Below are 17,217 nucleotides of genomic sequence, written 5' to 3' on the forward strand. Positions count from 1 at the left end.
TGACTGACCGATACCATGCCCTTCGCCGATCTTCCCGACGTTCGTTTGCACTACCGCCTCGATGGCGCCGAGCACCTGCCGGTGCTGGTGCTGTCCAATTCGCTCGGCACCAGCCTGGACATGTGGGCACCGCAGGTGGATGCCTTCAGCCAGCATTTCCGCGTGCTGCGCTATGACACGCGCGGGCATGGGCAGTCGTCGGTGCCGCCCGGTCCCTACAGCATCGCGCAGCTGGGCGGCGATGTGATCGGGCTGCTCGACCAGCTTGGCATCGGGCAGGCCAGCTTCTGCGGCCTGTCGATGGGCGGCATCACCGGCATGTGGCTGGCGCTGAACCACGCGCCGCGGCTGCGCAAGCTGGTGCTGTGCAATACCGCGGCGTATATCGGCCCGCCCGAGAACTGGACCAACCGCGCCGCGGCGGTCGAACGCGACGGCGTGGCGTCGATCGCCGCGGCCGTGGTCGACAAATGGCTGACTCCGGCCTACGCCGCCGCGCATCCGGAACTGGTGGCCTCGCTGCGCGCCATGCTCGGCGCCAGCCCGGCCGCCGGCTATGCCGCCAACTGCCTGGCGGTGCGCGACGCCGACCTGCGCGCAGGGATCGCCGGCATTGCCATGCCCACGCTGGTGATCGCCGGCTCGGGCGACCTGCCCACGCCGCCGCGCGATGGCGTGTACCTGGCGCAGACGATTCCCGGCGCGCACTACGTCGAGCTGGAAGCCGCGCATATCTCCAACCTGGAGCAGGCACAGGCCTTCAGCAAGGTCGTGGTCGATTTCCTGGCGCGCTGAGCCGCTGGGCCGCGCCGTGCCGGGCCTTTCCGTAGCCCGGCCGCGTGGCTTATCATGCACCCCTTCGCCGTAGTGTCCTGCCGTCGGTGCGCCCGGTCTCGGATCCCCGCATTCGAGTAATTGACAGGGTCGTAGCACGCGGACAAGATGCGACCGACAGATGCGCCTCCGGGACGACATGCCGGCAGTCATAGCCGAAATGCCCGGAGAACACGCAAGAACTTTGGGAATCGGGGTCATGAAGCCTATCTTTCGTCAATTGGCGGGCGCGGTCACGCTCGCCGTCATGCTGTCCGGCTGCGCCACCGGGCCTGACTATGCCGGCAACCCGGCGGCCGCCGAGCAGCCGCCTTCCGACCAGGCCATGAAGGCCTTGTCCGCCGAAGTCTTCACCTTTGCCTATCCGATGGTGCTGATGGACGTGACGCGCGAGCTGATGACGCTGCGCACGCCCGCCAACACCTTCAGCCACAAGCGCACCTTCCCGGACGCCACCTTCACCGATGTGGTCAGCCCCAACGCCGACACGCTGTACTCGTCGGCGTGGCTCGACCTGTCGCGCGAGCCGGTGATCCTGTCCGTGCCCGATACGCGCGGGCGCTATTACCTGATGCCGCTGATGGACGCCTGGACCAATGTGTTCGCCGCACCGGGCAAGCGCACCACCGGCACCCGCCGCGGCAATTTCGCCATCACCGGTCCGGACTGGCGCGGCACGCTGCCCAAGGGCGTGCAGGAAATCCGCTCGCCCACGTCGATGGTCTGGCTGATCGGCCGCACGCAGGCCAACGGCAAGCAGGACCTGCCGGTGGTGCACCGGCTGCAGGACCAGTACCGGCTGACGCCGCTGTCGGCCTGGGGTGGCGGCCGACGCGTGCCGGACAAGGTCGCGGCGCGGCCCGCGCTGGATCCCAACAGCGCCCCGGTCGAGCAGGTCGCGGCCATGGACGCGCAGGCGTTCTTCACGCGGTTTGCCGCGCTGCTGCCGGCCAATCCGCCGGCACCGGCCGACAGCGCCATGGTCGAGAAAATGCGCCGCATGGGCATCCGCCCGGGCGTTCCGTTCAAGACCACGGTGATGGAGCCGTCCACCGCGCGGGCCGTGCAGGAAGGGGCCACGGCCGCGCTGGCGTCGATCGAGCAGGCGGCGCGCAAGGGCAACGCCGATGCCGGCAATGGCTGGGTCATGCATCGCGACCTGGGCACCTACGGCACCAGCTATGGCCGCCGCGCGGTCACGGCATGGGTGGGCCTGGGCGCCAACCTGCCGGAGGATGCGATCTACGCCTCCACCCGCACCGATGCCAACGGCAAGCCGCTGCAGGGCGGGGCACGCTACGTGCTGCACTTCGACAAGGACCAGCTGCCGCCGGCGCGCGCGTTCTGGTCGCTGACGCTGTACAACGAGCGCCAGGCCTTTGTCCCGAACCCGATCCGGCGCTACGCCATCGGCAGCCGCGACCGCCTGCGCTACAACCGCGACGGCTCGCTCGACATCTACATCCAGCACGAGCGCCCGGCCGGCGCCAAGGCTGCCAACTGGCTGCCGGCGCCGCCCGATGGCCTGAACATGATGCTGCGCGCGTACTGGCCGGAACAGGCGCTGCTGGACGGCAGCTGGATGCCGCCGCCGGTGATGCGCGTGAACTGATCCGCCGGACGCCGGCAGGCAAACAGGCCGCATGCCCGACGGGCATGCGGCCTGCTTTGTTTACGCCGCGGCGTTTTGCCTGAGGCCGGTTTGTCAGTGCGCGTGCGTGGCGCACGCGGTGCAGGCGCCGGCCGCGTGCGGCGCGGGGGCGGTGCCGGCCGCGGCAGCGCGCTCGACGCGCTTCCACGCCGCGATTTCCGGGGCCGACAGGCGCTGGCGCAGCGCGCGGGCCGCGCTGACCATGTTGGCCAGCGCCGCTTCGGTCTCCTCCCAGCCGCGCGTCTTCAGCCCGCAGTCCGGGTTGACCCACAGCCGCTGCGGCGGCACCACCTGGCAGGCGCGGTCCAGCAGCCGCTCCATCGCCTGCACCGACGGCACGCGCGGCGAGTGAATGTCATAGACGCCCGGGCCGATCTCGTTGGGATAGTCAAAGTCGCCGAAGCCTTCCAGCAGTTCCATCGCCGAGCGCGAGGTCTCGATGGTGATCACGTCGGCATCCATCGCCGCGATCGCGGGCAGGATGTCGTTGAATTCGGCATAGCACATATGCGTATGGATCTGGGTCTGGTCCCGCACCCCGCTGGCCGAAAGGCGGAACGCGGTCACCGCCCAGTCCAGGTAGGCGTCCCAGTCGGCGCGGCGCAGCGGCAGCCCTTCGCGCAGCGCCGGTTCGTCAATCTGGATCACGCGGATGCCGGCCTGCTCGAGGTCGCAGACCTCGTCGCGAATCGCCAGCGCGAGCTGGCGCGCGGTAGTGGCGCGCGGCTGGTCGTCGCGCACGAAGGACCACTGCAGCATGGTGATGGGGCCGGTCAGCATGCCCTTCATCGGCCGCTCGGTCAGTGACTGGGCGTAGCGGGCGGTGTCGACCGTCATCGGTTCCGGACGGTACACGTCGCCGTAGATCACCGGCGGCTTGACGCAGCGCGAGCCGTAGCTCTGCACCCAGCCGTTCTCGGTAAAGCCATAGCCGCACAACTGCTCGCCGAAGTATTCGACCATGTCGTTGCGCTCGGCCTCGCCATGCACCAGCACGTCGAGCCCCAGCGCTTCCTGCTTGCGCACCGCCAGCGCGATCTCGGCGCGGATGCGCTCGAGGTATTCCAGCGCGCCGATCTCGCCGCGCCTGAATGCGGCGCGGGTCTGGCGGATCGCGGCGGTCTGCGGGAACGAACCGATGGTCGTGGTCGGCAGCAGCGGCAGCGCAAGCGCCGCGCGCTGGCGCTCGATGCGCTCGGCGAAGGGGCTGGTGCGATGCGCCATCGCGTCATCCACGCCAGCCAGGCGCTGCTGCACGCGCGGATTGACCACACGCCGCGAGGCCCGGCGCGACGCCTGCGCGGCGTCCGAAGCCGCCAGGACATCGGCGACGGTCCCGTCGCCCTGGTTCAGCGCGCGCGCCAGCACCGCCAGTTCGTCCAGCTTTTCGGTGGCGAAGGCGAGCCAGGACTTCAGCTCGGCATCGAGCCGCGCTTCCTGCGCCAGCGACACCGGCACATGCAGCAGCGAGCACGACGGCGCCAGCCACAGGCGCTCGCCCAGCGCGCCGTGCAGCGGGCGCAGCAGGTCCAGCACGCGGCGCAGGTCGGTGCGCCAGATATTGCGGCCGTCGATCACGCCGAGCGACAGCACCGCATGCTCGGGCAGCACGGCCTGCCATGCCGCCAGTTGCGCCGGGGCGCGCACCAGGTCGATATGGAAGCCGTCGACCGGCAGCGCGCAAGCGCGCTGCGCATGGTCGGCGGCGGTGTCGAAGTATGTCGCCAGCAGCAGCTTCGGACGCGCCGTCGGGCCACCCTCCTGCAGCGCGGCATAGGCGGTGTCGAAGGCATCGAGCCAGGCCGGTTCCAGGTCGAGGCACAGTGCCGGCTCGTCGATCTGCACCCATTCGATGCCGCGGGCCTTGAGCTGGCCCAGGATGCGGCGATATGCCTGCAGCAGCCGCGGCAGCAGCGACAGCCGGTCGAAGCCCGGCACATGGCTCTTCGACAGCCACAGGTAGGTGACGGGGCCGATCAGCGCGGGACGGGCACGCAGCCCCAGCGCCAGCGCTTCATCTGTCTCCTCGAAAAACCATTGCGGGCCGCCGTCGAAGGTGGTGTCGGCGTCCAGTTCCGGGACCAGGTAGTGGTAGTTGGTGTCGAACCACTTGGTCATTTCCATCGCCGGCTGCTCGCGGTTGCCGCGGGCCAGTTCGAAATACTGCGCCAGCGTCAGTTGCGCCGGGTCGAAGCCAAAGCGGCGCGGCAGCGCGCCCAGCAACGCGGTCAGGCTCAGCATCTGGTCGTAGTAGGCAAAGTCGCCGGTGGCGACGGTGTCCAGGCCGCGCTCGGCCTGCAGCTGCCAGTGGCGGCGGCGCAGTCCGGCGGCCACCGTGCGCAGTTCGGCCTCGGTGCGTTCGCCGCGCCAGAACGCTTCCTGCGCGAATTTCAGTTCACGGCGCTCGCCGATGCGGGGAAAGCCGAGGATATGGGTGCGTGCCATCGATGTTGCTCCGGTAGAGGTCTGGCGCACAGTGTCGGTTTGCCCATAAAATGAATCAAGCGACAAGTTTTAAACATTATATGAATCCATTTCATATCAAGACGGAAAGATGGCGACGCGGGGGGCAGGCATGATCGAAGTCCGCCATTTGCGTTCGCTGGTGGCCATTGCCGAGTCCGGCAAGCTGGCCACCGCGGCCGAGCGGGTGCATGTCAGCCAGTCAGCGCTGTCGCACCAGATCAAGGCGATCGAATCGCACTACGGTTTGCCGCTGTTCGACCGCACCCGCCAGGGCCTGCGCTTTACGCCGGCGGGCGAGCGCCTGCTGGCGCTGGCGCGCGAGGTGCTGGCCGCGGTCAGCGCGGCCGACCGCGATATCGAACGGCTCAAGGGCGACACCCGCGGCGAGTTGCGCGTGGTGCTGGAATGCCATACGTGCTTTGACTGGCTGATGCCGGTGATGGACGAGTTCCGCCGGCGCTGGCCCGAAGTGGAGGTGGACCTGGTCGCGGGCTTCCATGCCGATCCGATCGCGCTGCTGCGCAACGGCCGCGCCGACATGGTGATCGGGTCGCAGCCGGCGGCGCGGCGCGGGCTGGAGGTGGCGCCGCTGTTCCGCTTCGAGATCCTCGCGGTCATTGCCAACGAACACCGGCTGCGCAACAAGCGCCGCATCGAAGCCGCCGACCTTGCCGGCGAAACGCTGATTACCTATCCGGTGCCCGAGTCACGCATCGACCTGATCCGCGAGGTGCTCGAACCCGCCGGCATCCACCTGGAGCGGCGCACCGCCGAACTGACGGTGGCCGTGCTGCAGCTGGTGGCCAGCCGCCGCGGCGTGGCGGCGCTGCCCAACTGGGGCGTCAAGAACTACGTCGACCACGACTACGTATTGGCCAAGCGCATCGGCGCCAAAGGACTGTGGAGCGAACTCTACGCGACCGTGCCGTCGGCGATGGCGCGGCGGCCCTACGTGGCGGATTTTGTCGCCATCGTGCGCGATACCTGCGCAGCGCAGCTCGACGGCATCGAGCTGCTGGCGCCGGCCGCGTAGCGGCGCCCGGATCGGTTCAGGCCGTCAGCATCAGCTCGGCGGCCCGGTCGCGGCGCATGGCGGCGCGCGGCGCCGGCTCCGCCACGGTGTCATCGTCCGGATCCTCCACGTCGGCCACCAGCAGTTCCACGTCGAAGCCGTTATCGAGGCGGCGCAGGAACAGCCACAGCAGGCCGGCGTCATCTGCCGTCAGGGTGGCATGCAGCACGGCCTGCGGGGCGGCGTCGAAGCCCAGCTGCTGCGGCGCCAGCCCGGTACGGCGTGCATTGGCCAGCACCCATTCCATGGTGCTGAACAGGTCGGACGGGGCAAGTCGCAGCGACAAGCGCAGGGTGGGGAGCGGGCGGGAGGCTGGCATGTGTCGTTTCCGGCAGTCGATCTATGCAGGTAAATTTACCAGCGGTGCCGCAGAATTGGTTTCCTGATTTTCTCCATTTTCGTGGAAATATCAGGATGACTGACTTGATTTGATAGAATGAAAAGAAGATTATTCTTTTCCTATGGTGTTTGATGGCACAGTCACCCAAACTCGACGACACCGACCGCCGCATCCTGCGCGAACTGCGGCGCGATGGCCGCCTGTCCAATGCGCGACTGGCGGAGCAGGTGGGGCTGTCGGCCACGCCATGCTGGAACCGCGTGCGCGCGCTGGAAGAAAGCGGGGTGATCGAAGGCTACGCCGCGCTGCTCAACCAGAAGGCACTGGGCCTGCCCGACACCGTGCTGATCGAGGTCACGCTGGAGCGGCACGACGACGACATGCTGTACCGCTTCGGCAAGGCCCTGGCGGAACTGCCCGAGGTGATGGAGGCCTACCTGCTGACCGGCGAATACGACTACCTGATCAAGGTGGCGGTGGCCGGCACGCAGGGCTATGAGGAATTCCTGCGGCACAAGCTCTACAAGCTGCCCGGCCTGCGCCACAGCCGCTCGACCTTCGTGCTGCGCACGCTCAAGCGCGAGACCTCGGTCGAGCCGTGATCAGGCGGTCCTGAGCACTTCGCTGGTGGTATTGCGCAGGGCGCGCAGGGCCTCGTTGCATTGCTGCGGCGTGGTGGGGTGCACCAGCACCGCCCAGCGGCCATGCTGCACCGCCTCGCGCACCGGCGTGATCACCAGCTGGTGGTCCGGCCGCGCGGTCATCAGGCCGGCCAGCAGCATGCCGAACATCACCCCCAGGAAGATTGCCGCACCGGCCGCCAGGCCCGGGCTCTGCATCACCGCGTCGACTTCCTGCCGGTGCAGGATGCCGACCACGGCGAGGCCGATAATGGCGCCCAACGCTGCCATGCTCAGGTGCGAGCGCACCGCGGTGTGGACGATGCCGTCGCTTTCGGGCTCGAGCTTGCGGCCGAAATGGGCCTCGTACGGGTGCACCAGCCGTACCTGCCCCCGCTTCAGGTGCGCCTCGTAGCAAACGCGCTCGGCGGCGCTGCTGGCGGCGAGCTTGGTGTCGAACAATGCTGCGAGCTTGGTGCCTGCGGCCTCGGCACTCAATGGATTGGCTGTCATGGCGAACTCCTGCTGCGGCCGTGCCGCGAGGCGGGTGCTGCGCATTGTTTCCGCGCCCGCCGGGGACGGCCAGTGTCCTGTATACCGAGTCTAGGGACCCGTTTGAAGCGGCTGCATAAGTCGACGGCGCTTGCGCTTGTAGGAATTGGCCGACCACCCCCGAAGCCAGCCCTGGCGGGGGAATTCCAGCGCGAACGACCGATTCCGCTCATAATGTCGGCGGTGCCGGGCTGCGCCCCCGCCTTTTGACCAAGAATTCCGGTATGAATGACACAGAAATTGAGCTGATCGACTCGGCCCGCCTGCCGACGCGATTCGGCGACTTCACGGCGCACGCCTTCAAGGGCGCCGACTCAGGCATCGAGCACCTGGCCCTCAGCGTCGGCGATGTGGCGGGCGACAACGTGCTGATCCGCATGCATTCCGAATGCCTGACCGGTGACGTGTTCGGCTCATGCCGCTGCGATTGCGGGCCTCAGCTCGAACTCGCCATGGAAAAGATTGCCGCCGAGGGCCGCGGCATCCTGCTGTACCTGCGCGGCCACGAAGGGCGCGGCATCGGCCTGGCCGAAAAGATCCGGGCCTACCGTTTGCAAGACGGCGGCCTCGACACGGTCGACGCCAACCTGGCGCTGGGCCAGGCCATCGACGCCCGCAACTATGCCTTTGCCGCGGACCTGCTGCACCAGTGGGGCGTCAAGTCGGTGCGCCTGATGAGCAACAACCCGCTGAAGGCCGCCGCGCTGGAAAAGGCGGGCATTACCGTCTCGGAGCAACTGCGCCACATCGTGCCGTCCAACGCCGAAAACGAGAAATACCTGGCGACCAAGCGCACGCGGATGGGGCATCTGCTGGACTAAGCGCCGCCGCGGGTGGCTGCCCGGTGGCCGAGGGGCAGGCCACGCCAGTTGAGCCAGCCTGATCTGGCAGCTCGCCCAGGCTCCCGCGTCTTTTTTCTTCGCCGACCCCATGTTCTGGATACTCGCCGCGATTGCCGTGCTGGTTGCCAGCCAGGTTGTGTCGGGCTGGTAGGTGGCTGTGCTGGCGGTCCTGATCTGGGCTGGCGAGGTGCTGCTGGTCGTTCTGGCGGGCCGGTGGCTCGGCGACGCCGAGGGTAAGCGGCTTCCGGTCTCGGCGGATTCCCCGGGGTCTTGCGACACGGCTCGCCGCGTCGCCGTGCAGCCCTCCGCGCCTGGCGTGGTACAGGGTTCAGCGCCGTCCGGGACGGCAGTCGCAACGCCACACCCGGCCCCCATGGCAACGGCTGGCACCTGCCACTCGACGTCTTCGGCATTTCGTTCAACGAACGCTGGCCGCGTACGGACATCTGCGCCACCCGCGAGTACTTCCTGCGTGCCGGCGACCGCCTGCTGCTGCGCTACGCTCCCGCGGCCGCGACGCCGGCCGGGCAATCCTGGTACTGCGACGTCTCAGGACGCTGGCGCGATGGCGGCCTGCCGCGCCGGGAGGTCAGGGTGAGTGCCGCGCGCTTCGCGTGCATCCCCATACTGCATGACGGCGTCTACGAGATCGGCGTGGGCCAGGGCGACCCGTCCGGGACCGAGCACGGCCAGATCGAGGCGTGGCTGGAGACGGACTCGCCCGACCGCCTGGCGCAATGCAACGCGCCACAGCAGGAGAGCGGCGCCAGCTGGCGCTGCGACGCACACGGACTGGGAGGCCGAGCGGCGCCACGTCTTCCGCTATTACCTGCAGTTGTGCCAGGGCGATGTGCTGGCCATCGAATACGCCTGGCGCCCTGCGACGTTCGGCGTGCCGATGGAGGACGGCAACGGCATCTCGTTTACGGACGGCGAGCTTGAGCTGACCCAGTTCGTGCGCTCGCCGACGCTGCTCAGCGTGCATACCGGATGGAGCGGGGTCGGCGAGGAAATGTCTCGCGTGATGACGGTGACCTGTCCCGGAGACGGCTTCTTCCAGGTCGAACTCACGCTCTATGGGCCGGCGGCATGGCGGACCAGGCCGTCACCGGACTTCCTGCAATTGCGTGTGCTGGGCGTGCTGCTGCGCCGCCCGGAGCAGGTCCGCGATTTCAGCCTGGTCGACGGCTGGGTGGAAGACTGGTATCGGCGTACGGTGCCGGTGCCGCGTCATGCGCTGGCCCCGCCGCATGCCGGCACGCAGCAAGCATCCGGCTCCTCGGCTTGATCGGATGCGCGGCGCGCTGCCTGCCCCAAAGTGATCGGCCCATATAGTTGCCAATGGAAACTATTGCCCATAGAATCCATTTGCCGCTCCACCTACAGCCCCTATGTCCAACGCCACCCGCACCCACTCGATCCTCGAGTTCATGTCGTTCCGCCTGAACCGGCTCTGCGAAATGACGAAGAATTCGGCCTCCGGCTTCTACGAGCGTGAATTCGGCATCGGCCTGCGCGAACTGCGTGTGCTGCGTTTCGCCGGGCTGGAGCCGGGGTTGACGCTGACGCGCTTGATGGAACTGGTGCTGCTGGAAAAAACGGTGACATCGAAGCTGGTCACCGCGCTGGCAAAGCGCGGCCTGCTGCGTCGTGAAGTGGGCGAAGCCGATGCCCGGCAGCTGAACCTCTACCTGACCCCGGCCGGCGAAGCGCTGGTGGCGCAGACCTACCAGCGCGGCGACATGCTGGAGAAGATGTTCCTGTCGGTGCTGACCGAGGCCGAGGTGAAAACGCTGGATCGCTGCATCGACAAGCTCACCCAAGCCCTGATCGCACATCAGCAGGGCGCGGAGGCAGCGACGGACTGAGGCGAGGGCGGCGATCCCTGACAAAAATCATGAAGGAGACAGCATGTCGTTGAAGCCCCATCGGAAATCCCCGCGGCCATGGCGCCGCCTGGCTGGCGTGGCCCTGGTCGCGGCGAGCCTGCCGGCGTGGAGCCAGCCCGCCGCCCGCGCCGCTTCCGCGCCCGCCGCACCGGCGACGACGGTGGCCGCGGCGCTGGCCACCGACCCGAACGTCGTGGGCTGGATGCAAGGCTTTCCCCCGCCTCCGGACAAGCTGATCACCCACGTACCCGGGGGCAACAAGTTTCCGCGCAATCGGTGGCTGTTTTCGCACGTGCGCGAACTGGTGCCGACCGCCTCGGTATGGCGCGGTCCCGGCCCGGCCAGCACGCTGCCGCGCGCGGAACAGGCCATCGGCGCGATTCCGTTCACCGATGCCGACGGTACGCGCCGCACCTTCGACGAGATGCTGGCGCTGACCTATACCGACGGCATCCTGGTGATGCACAAGGGCACGGTCATCTACGAACGCTATTTCGGCGCGCTCGACAGCCATACGCCGCATATCGCGATGTCGGTGACCAAGTCGTTCGTCGGCACGCTGGCCGCCATGCTGGCCGCAGAAGGCAAGCTTGACCCGGCCGCGCCGGTGACGCGCTACCTGCCGGAGATGGCTGGTACCGCTTACGGCGATGCCACGGTGCGGCAGGTCATGGACATGACCATCGGCGTGCGCTACTCCGAAGACTATGCCGATCCCAAGGCCGAGGTCTGGGACTACGCGCGCGCCGGCGGCATGCTGGCCCGGCCGGCGAATTACAACGGCCCCGGCACCTTCTATGACTTCCTGAAGACGCTGCAGAAGGACGGCACCCACGATGCCGCGTTTGCCTACAAGACGGTCAATGCCGAGGTGCTGGCGTGGATCGTGCGCCGTGCCTCGGGGCAGCCGCTGGCGAAGCTGCTGTCCGAGCGGATCTGGCAGCCGATGGGTGCCGAGCAGGACGCGTATTTCACCGTCGACAGCATCGGCACCGAATCCGGGGGCGGCGGGCTGAACACTACCCTGCGCGACCTTGCGCGCTTTGGCGAGACCATCCGCGGCAACGGGCGCTTCAATGGCAAGCAGATCATCCCGGCGTCGGTGGTGGCCGATATCCGCCGCGGCGGCAGCCGCGAACTGTTTGCCAGGTCCGGCAGCGCGGCGGCGTTGCCGGGCTGGAGCTACCGCGACATGTGGTGGGTCTCGCACGACAGCCACGGCATGTTCCAGGCCGCCGGCATCCATGGCCAGCGCATCTACATCGACCCGCAAGCCGAGCTGACCATCGTGCGGTACGCCTCGCATCCGGTGGCCGGCAATGGGGCCAACAACGCGATCACGTTCCGGGCCTTCCGCGCGGTAGCGGAAGCGCTGGCGCGCTAGCGCGCCAGCGCGAGGCGGGGCAACGGACGCGCACGGTCCGTTCTGGCTCCGCCTTGCGTTACTGGTTCCGGTCGTTCACCTCGGCTGCGTAACCGCCTGCCTGGCAAACAGCTGCCAGCCCGACGGCTGATGCAGCCACACCGACAAAACCTGCAGATGCACGGCGGTGGGGGGCTTGCCGGCGGGATGGGTATCGGCGTCGAACGTATATCGGATGGTTGCGACCTGACCGGCCACGTCGATCTTCTGGTCGGTGAAGTCAAGCCGTGTGAATTTCGAGGTGCCGGTGAGGAGCGCCTTCACGAGGCTGCCCTTGGTATCGACCCTGGCCGACGAGTGGCCGTAACTCAGCTGCTCATGCAGCAAGGCGTCGAGCTGTACCGCGTCGGGTGCGAGCATGGCGGCGCGAAGCCTTTCGTTGGCCGCGGCGAGTTGCTGGGGGGCGTCCAATGTCTGTGCGTGCAGCGCGGGCGATGTCGCCACGACGAGGGCAGGCAGCAGCGTACGCAGGGTCCGGGAAAGCAGTGCGGTCATGGTGTCTCCTTGCTTCGTTTTTGCCTGTGTCGATCATTCCGCCTTGATGCTCTGCTCGCGGATGACCTTGGCATACCGTGTGGTATCCCGTGCCATCACCGACGCAAACGCCTCTGGCGTGCTGCCGGATGGCACGGCACCCTGATCGGCAAGCGTCTGCTTCACCTTCGGATCGGCCAAGGCGGTGCGCACGTCCTGCGCAATCTTGCTGACGATGGCAGGCGGCGTGCCGGCGGGGGCCAGCATGCCTATCCACGAGATCGACTCGTAGCCCGGCAGCCCGGCTTCGGCCACGGTCGGCACCTCGGGCATGAGCGGTGCGCGCTTGCCGCTGGTCACGGCCACGGGCTTGAGCTTGCCGCCTTTGATCAGGCCCATGGTTTCGTAGAGCGTCGCAAAGGCGTAGTTCACGTGCCCCGCCATCACGTCCGCCACCGCCGGGCCGCCTCCCTTGTAGGCAACGTGCAGCATGTCGACGCCGGCCTGGCGGGCAAAGATGGCGCCGGCAAGGTGCATCGAGCTGCCGCTGCCGGAGCTGCCGTAGGTGACCTTGCCCGGTTCGCGCTTGCCCGCGGCGATGGCCAGCGGCACAGTGTTGGCGGCGTTGCCGCTGGCGGTCACCATCACCAGTGGCAGTTCTGCCACCAGCGACACCGGCGCGAAGTCCTTGACGGCGTTGTAGGGCACCGTCTTGTACAGCGAAGGGTTGATCGAATGCGTACCGATGTTGCCCATCAGCAGGGTGTAGCCATCCGGCTTCGCCCGCGCCACGTAAGCGCTGCCGATCTGCCCGGCAGCGCCTGGCTTGTTCTCGATGATGACGGCGTGGCCCCACAGTTCGCCCAGGCGCTGTGCGATCAGCCGTGCGCCGGTGTCGGTGCCGCCGCCCGGCGGGAAAGGCACGACGATAGTGACCGGCCGCTCGGGATAAGTGCCCGCGTGTGCCTGCGGCGCGACGGCAACGACAGCTGTCACTGCCAGCAAGCCTGGCGCAAGCATTGAAAGGGAGCGGGCGAATGGAACGCGGTATGGCATGAGTGTCTCCGGGAAATTTTCATGGCGCTCTTGGCTGGCGCCTGTTGCATGAAGCGACGGTCGTCGGCGCGCACGGGCGGGGCCTAGGCCAGCACGGTGTCAGGCGGGCGCTGGCCGGCCAGGCTGGCGCGGAGATTGGCCAGCACGATCTCGCCCATCGCGTCGCGGGTTTCCCAGGTGGCGCTGGCGCGATGGGGCTGGACGACCACGTTGTCCATCTGGAGGAGGGCGGCGGGCACGGCGGGTTCATCGGCGAAGACATCCAGTCCGGCGCCGGCGATGCGACCGGATGCCAGCGCACGCACCAGTTCCGGCTCGTCCACCAGCCTGCCGCGCGCCACGTTGACCAGTACGCCGTGCTTCCCGAGCGCGTCCAGCACGGCGGCATCGACCACCGGCTTCGCGCCATCGGCGGACGCGGCCAGGACCAGGGCGTCGCAGTTGGCAGCCAGCGTGGCGATGTCCGGCATAAAGGTGTAAGGCACGTCGGAGAAGGCGCGCAGGTCGGTGTACGACACCGCGCAGTCGAAGGCCGCCGCGCGCACGGCAATGGCCCGGCCCACGCGGCCGAGGCCGACGATGCCGACGCGTTTGCCGCTGAAGCGATGGGCCAGCGGCAGCGGGGCCTTGCCCCACTGGCCGGCACGCACGTAGCGCTCGGCCTGCGTCAGGCGGCGGTACACGGCGATCAGCAGGCAGAGCGCCTGGTCGGCGACGTCAGCGGTCAGCACGTTGGGCGTGGTGGTCACGTGGATGCCGCGCTCGCGTGCATAGGGCAGGTCCACCGCGTCGGTGCCGACGCCCGCGACCGCCACGATCTTCAGGGCCGGCAAGCGCCGCATCTGGGCTTCCTTGAGGCCGAGCGAGCCGCCGGTGACGACCGCCTCGATGCGCGGGCCGATCTCGTCGAGCAGTGCGTCGGGCGTGGTGGCGCCATACAGGCGGTGAATCTCGTAGTCGGCCTGCAGCCTGGTTTCCAGGCTGGGCACGACGGGCTGTGTCAGCAGAATGGCGCGTTTCACTGGCGGGCATGAAGTCGGGTTGGAATGGGCCGAGTATAGAAACGCGATCAATGCATGTCTAAGCTATAATTTGCAATGATCAATCCAATAATTGGCATGATCCATGGTTCCCGACCTTAACCAGTTGCGCTGCTTCATCGCCGTGGGCGAAGAGCTGCATTTCGGCCGTGCAGCCGCCAGGCTGTTCATGACCCAATCGCCGCTGAGCCGGCAGATCCGGCTGCTTGAGGAGACCCTCGGCGTGCGGCTGTTCGAGCGCAATAGCCGCGCGGTGCGGCTTACCGCCGCCGGCGCCGCGCTGCTCGACGACGCCCGGCGCCTGCTGGCGCTGGCGGGACACGCGGTCGACACGGCGCGCCGGATCGACAAAGGCGTGAGCGGCAAGGTGCGGATCGGTTTTACCGCGGTAGCGGGCTACGATCTCGTGCCGAACCTCATCGCAGAGGCCGGCGAGGCGCTACCGGAGATCGAGGCAACCCTGCATGAAATGGTCACGGTCGCGCAGGTCAGTGCGCTGCAAGCGGGCACCATCGACCTCGGCTTTATGCGGCCCATCGCTGACATGGACCCCGAACTGCAATGGCGCCTGGCAGTCAGCGAGCCGTTGCACCTGGCAATGCCGGCGGGGCACGCGCTGGCGCAGCGCAAGCAAATCGGCAGCAAGGACCTGGCGGGCCTGCCGTTCATCCAGTACTCCGCTACCGAGGGCAAGTATTTTCACGACCTCATCGGTTCGGTGCTGGCGGGCACGGCCAGGCCGCCGCGGGTCGTTCAGCAGATGAGCCAGACCCACAGCGTGATCGCCCTGGTCCGCGCGGGCCTTGGCGTGGCGCTGGTGCCAGCGTCGGCGCGCCATCTTCATTTTCCGCACGTGCTGTTCCGGCCGATCTGGCGCGACGACGTGCGCGCCGAATTGCATCTGATCTGGCGCGAAGCGACGCACAACCCGGCGTGTCGCGTTTTCGCGGACTTTGCCGCCGCGTACCTGGCACGGCGGGCGGAACAGCCTGTTGCTGCTTCGGTTCGGCAAGACGGCTAACAGCGGGTCGCAAACCGGTTGCTATCTCCGCACTTTGGTATGCCTACGGGTATCTCCTAGCTCCGCGCCGTAGTGCCTTGAATCTATTGAGCTAACCGCGGCCGTCGTGCCATCCGGCCCGTACTGCGCAGGGAAATCCGCCTTGACCGGATTTCCCCGGCGACGATAATGCAAAGCACTGCAAACGTTTGCAAGGGAGGGCGAATGGAAACCTACGTAGAACACGGGCAGCGATCCTCGGACGGTCCGCTTGCACTGGTCGACGACGAGCAGTCGGTCACGCGCATCGTCGAGGGCGCGATGGCGGATACGTCCGATCCGCGCTTGCGCTTTGTCATGGGGGCGCTGGTGCGGCACCTGCATGCCTTCCTGCGGGAGGCGCGACTGACCGATGCGGAATACGAGTTCGCGCTCGAGTTCGTCGCCCGCCTGGGTCAAGCCACGCATGCCACGCACAACGAAGTCGTGCTGGCCGCGGACGTGCTCGGGCTGTCGACCCTGGTGACCGTGATGAACAACGGCACACGGCACGGACGCACGCCGGGCGCGCTGCTGGGTCCGTTCTATCGCGCCAACGCGCCGCGCTATGCGTGCGGCGACTGCGTGGTGCAGGACAACCCGCCCGGCCTGCCGCTGTTCGTCAGCGGCACCGTGCGTGCCACCGATGGCACGCCGCTGCCGGGGGCGCTGGTCGAGGTCTGGCAGGCTTCGCCGGTGGGGCTCTACGACAACCAGGATCCGAACCAGCCAGACCGCAATCTGCGCGGCTGCTTCCATGCCGACGAAGGCGGTCACTACCATTTCCGCTCCGTGCGCCCGGCGGGCTATCCGGTGCCGACCGACGGCCCGGTAGGCACCTTGCTCGCCGCGCAGCGGCGCCATCCGTACCGGCCGGCGCATATCCATTTCATCGTCGCGGCGCCGGGCTACCGCACGCTGGTGACGCAGGTATTCGCCGACGAACCGGCCCAGCTGGAATCCGATGTCACCTTTGGCGTGCACCGGCAGCTGGTCGGCCAACTGCAGCGTCACGATCACGGGTACAGCCCCTGGGGCAACGTGCCGGCTCCATTCTTTACGCTCGCGTTCGATTTCACGCTCGAGCCGGGCGAGCAGACCTTTCCCAAGCCGCCCATCGACTGAGCGCGGCTTCCGCATCATCCCTGACTACCCATATCCAAACCATGAGCGCATCTTCTCTTTCCGGCAAGGTAGCCGTGATCCTCGGCGGCAGCGGTGGCATTGGCCTTGCGGCCGGCGAGGCGCTGGCGCGCCTGGGCGCCAGCATCGTGCTGGCGGGCCGCGATGCCGACAAGACGGCCAGCGCCGCGGCCGCGCTGCCGGCCGGCAACCACCTCGCCGCGGTGACTGAGATCGGTGACAGCGCATCGCTGCGCCAGCTGGCCGACGCGGCCAGCCACCACTACGGGCGGGTAGATATCCTGGTGAACAGCGCCGGCTTTACGCGAGCCATTCCGCATGCCGACCTCGACGCACTGGACGACGCCCTGATCGACGCGCTGTTCGCTATCAACTGGCGCGGCCCGTTCGCCGCGATCCGCGCATTCGCGCCGCTGCTGCGTGCCAACGGCGACGGGCTGGTGGTCAATGTCGGCTCCATCGCGGGCCGCACCGGGCAGGGCAGCAACGTGGCCTATTGCGCGGCCAAGGCCGGCCTGGACGTCATGGCGATGTCGCTGGGACGCGCGCTGGCGCCCGACATCCGCGTGCTCAATGTCTCCCCGGGCGTGGTCGACACAGGATTCGTGCCGGGGCGCGATGACAGCTTCAACGAGCGCGCTGCCAGGGCCACGCCGCTGCGCCGCATCGGCCAGGCGCAAGACGTGGCCGATGCCATCGCCGCCTGTGCCACTTCGCTGCGCTTCGCCACCGGTACCACCATCGTCGTCGATGGCGGCCGCCAGCTGGGCTAGGCC

The 17,217-nt window shown here is 68.0% G+C and carries 17 protein-coding genes; 11 read left to right on the forward strand and 6 right to left on the reverse strand.

The annotated features are described in order from the left end of the window. Positions 1–15: 15 nt before the first annotated feature. A complete protein-coding gene (gene pcaD, locus GA0116996_RS21430; protein WP_092315628.1) occupies positions 16–795 on the forward strand; it encodes a 3-oxoadipate enol-lactonase in 780 nt (259 codons plus the stop codon). 238 nt (positions 796–1,033) lie between these two features. After that, positions 1,034–2,446, forward strand: a complete 1,413-nt coding sequence (locus GA0116996_RS21435; protein WP_092315630.1) for a DUF1254 domain-containing protein — start codon at positions 1,034–1,036, stop codon at positions 2,444–2,446. Positions 2,447–2,539: 93 nt separating this feature from the next. Here the strand turns inward: GA0116996_RS21435 and metE are convergent, their stop codons facing one another. Beyond that, on the reverse strand, positions 2,540–4,930 hold the full coding sequence (gene metE / locus GA0116996_RS21440) for a 5-methyltetrahydropteroyltriglutamate--homocysteine S-methyltransferase (protein WP_092315632.1): 2,391 nt from the start codon (positions 4,928–4,930) through the stop codon (positions 2,540–2,542). A 130-nt stretch (positions 4,931–5,060) separates the two neighbouring features. On the opposite strand from metE, the gene GA0116996_RS21445 reads away from it, so the two are divergent. Beyond that, positions 5,061–5,984 (forward strand): LysR family transcriptional regulator, encoded by a 924-nt coding sequence (locus GA0116996_RS21445; RefSeq protein WP_092315634.1) that lies wholly within the window; start codon positions 5,061–5,063, stop codon positions 5,982–5,984. Between the two features lie 16 nt (positions 5,985–6,000). Here GA0116996_RS21445 and GA0116996_RS21450 read toward each other — a convergent pair whose 3' ends face one another. After that, a complete protein-coding gene (locus GA0116996_RS21450) occupies positions 6,001–6,342 on the reverse strand; it encodes an AsnC family transcriptional regulator (RefSeq protein ID WP_092315636.1) in 342 nt (113 codons plus the stop codon). A 152-nt stretch (positions 6,343–6,494) separates the two neighbouring features. Here GA0116996_RS21450 and GA0116996_RS21455 point away from each other — a divergent pair, with 152 nt between their 5' ends. Further along, a complete protein-coding gene (locus GA0116996_RS21455) occupies positions 6,495–6,965 on the forward strand; it encodes an Lrp/AsnC family transcriptional regulator (protein WP_012356231.1) in 471 nt (156 codons plus the stop codon). Here GA0116996_RS21455 and GA0116996_RS21460 read toward each other — a convergent pair whose 3' ends face one another. After that, complete coding sequence (locus GA0116996_RS21460) at positions 6,966–7,496, reverse strand: riboflavin biosynthesis protein RibA (protein ID WP_092315955.1); 531 nt, start codon at positions 7,494–7,496, stop codon at positions 6,966–6,968. A gap of 263 nt (positions 7,497–7,759) precedes the next feature. Here GA0116996_RS21460 and ribA point away from each other — a divergent pair, with 263 nt between their 5' ends. From ribA to GA0116996_RS21480, 4 genes are all read left to right on the forward strand, one after another. After that, positions 7,760–8,356: a GTP cyclohydrolase II gene (gene ribA, locus GA0116996_RS21465; RefSeq protein WP_062802974.1), complete on the forward strand. Its 597-nt coding sequence runs from the start codon at positions 7,760–7,762 to the stop codon at positions 8,354–8,356. 871 nt (positions 8,357–9,227) lie between these two features. Next, positions 9,228–9,665, forward strand: a complete 438-nt coding sequence (locus GA0116996_RS21470; protein ID WP_141693756.1) for a hypothetical protein — start codon at positions 9,228–9,230, stop codon at positions 9,663–9,665. A gap of 103 nt (positions 9,666–9,768) precedes the next feature. Further along, the gene (locus tag GA0116996_RS21475) at positions 9,769–10,245 is read left to right on the forward strand and encodes a MarR family winged helix-turn-helix transcriptional regulator (RefSeq protein WP_092315640.1); all 477 of its coding nucleotides are present in this window, start codon (positions 9,769–9,771) and stop codon (positions 10,243–10,245) included. Between the two features lie 43 nt (positions 10,246–10,288). Next, positions 10,289–11,650: a serine hydrolase domain-containing protein gene (locus GA0116996_RS21480; protein WP_092315642.1), complete on the forward strand. Its 1,362-nt coding sequence runs from the start codon at positions 10,289–10,291 to the stop codon at positions 11,648–11,650. Between the two features lie 75 nt (positions 11,651–11,725). Here the strand turns inward: GA0116996_RS21480 and GA0116996_RS21485 are convergent, their stop codons facing one another. From GA0116996_RS21485 to GA0116996_RS21495, 3 genes are all read right to left on the reverse strand, one after another. After that, positions 11,726–12,184, reverse strand: coding sequence for a nuclear transport factor 2 family protein (locus GA0116996_RS21485; protein WP_092315644.1), 459 nt, complete (start codon positions 12,182–12,184; stop codon positions 11,726–11,728). A 33-nt stretch (positions 12,185–12,217) separates the two neighbouring features. Next, the gene (locus tag GA0116996_RS21490; protein ID WP_341845117.1) at positions 12,218–13,159 is read right to left on the reverse strand and encodes a Bug family tripartite tricarboxylate transporter substrate binding protein; all 942 of its coding nucleotides are present in this window, start codon (positions 13,157–13,159) and stop codon (positions 12,218–12,220) included. A 143-nt stretch (positions 13,160–13,302) separates the two neighbouring features. After that, positions 13,303–14,241, reverse strand: a complete 939-nt coding sequence (locus tag GA0116996_RS21495; protein ID WP_092315648.1) for a 2-hydroxyacid dehydrogenase — start codon at positions 14,239–14,241, stop codon at positions 13,303–13,305. A 103-nt stretch (positions 14,242–14,344) separates the two neighbouring features. Here GA0116996_RS21495 and GA0116996_RS21500 point away from each other — a divergent pair, with 103 nt between their 5' ends. The 3 genes from GA0116996_RS21500 (at position 14,345) to GA0116996_RS21510 (ending at position 17,214) form a co-directional block, all read left to right on the forward strand. Then, entirely contained in the window at positions 14,345–15,280 is a 936-nt protein-coding gene (locus tag GA0116996_RS21500; protein ID WP_092315650.1) for a LysR family transcriptional regulator, read from the forward strand. A gap of 204 nt (positions 15,281–15,484) precedes the next feature. After that, complete coding sequence (locus GA0116996_RS21505) at positions 15,485–16,423, forward strand: dioxygenase family protein (protein ID WP_092315652.1); 939 nt, start codon at positions 15,485–15,487, stop codon at positions 16,421–16,423. Between the two features lie 41 nt (positions 16,424–16,464). Beyond that, a complete protein-coding gene (locus GA0116996_RS21510; RefSeq protein WP_092315654.1) occupies positions 16,465–17,214 on the forward strand; it encodes an SDR family NAD(P)-dependent oxidoreductase in 750 nt (249 codons plus the stop codon). Positions 17,215–17,217 lie beyond the last annotated feature (3 nt).

Source organism: Cupriavidus alkaliphilus, assembly GCF_900094595.1.
Lineage (GTDB): Bacteria > Pseudomonadota > Gammaproteobacteria > Burkholderiales > Burkholderiaceae > Cupriavidus > Cupriavidus alkaliphilus.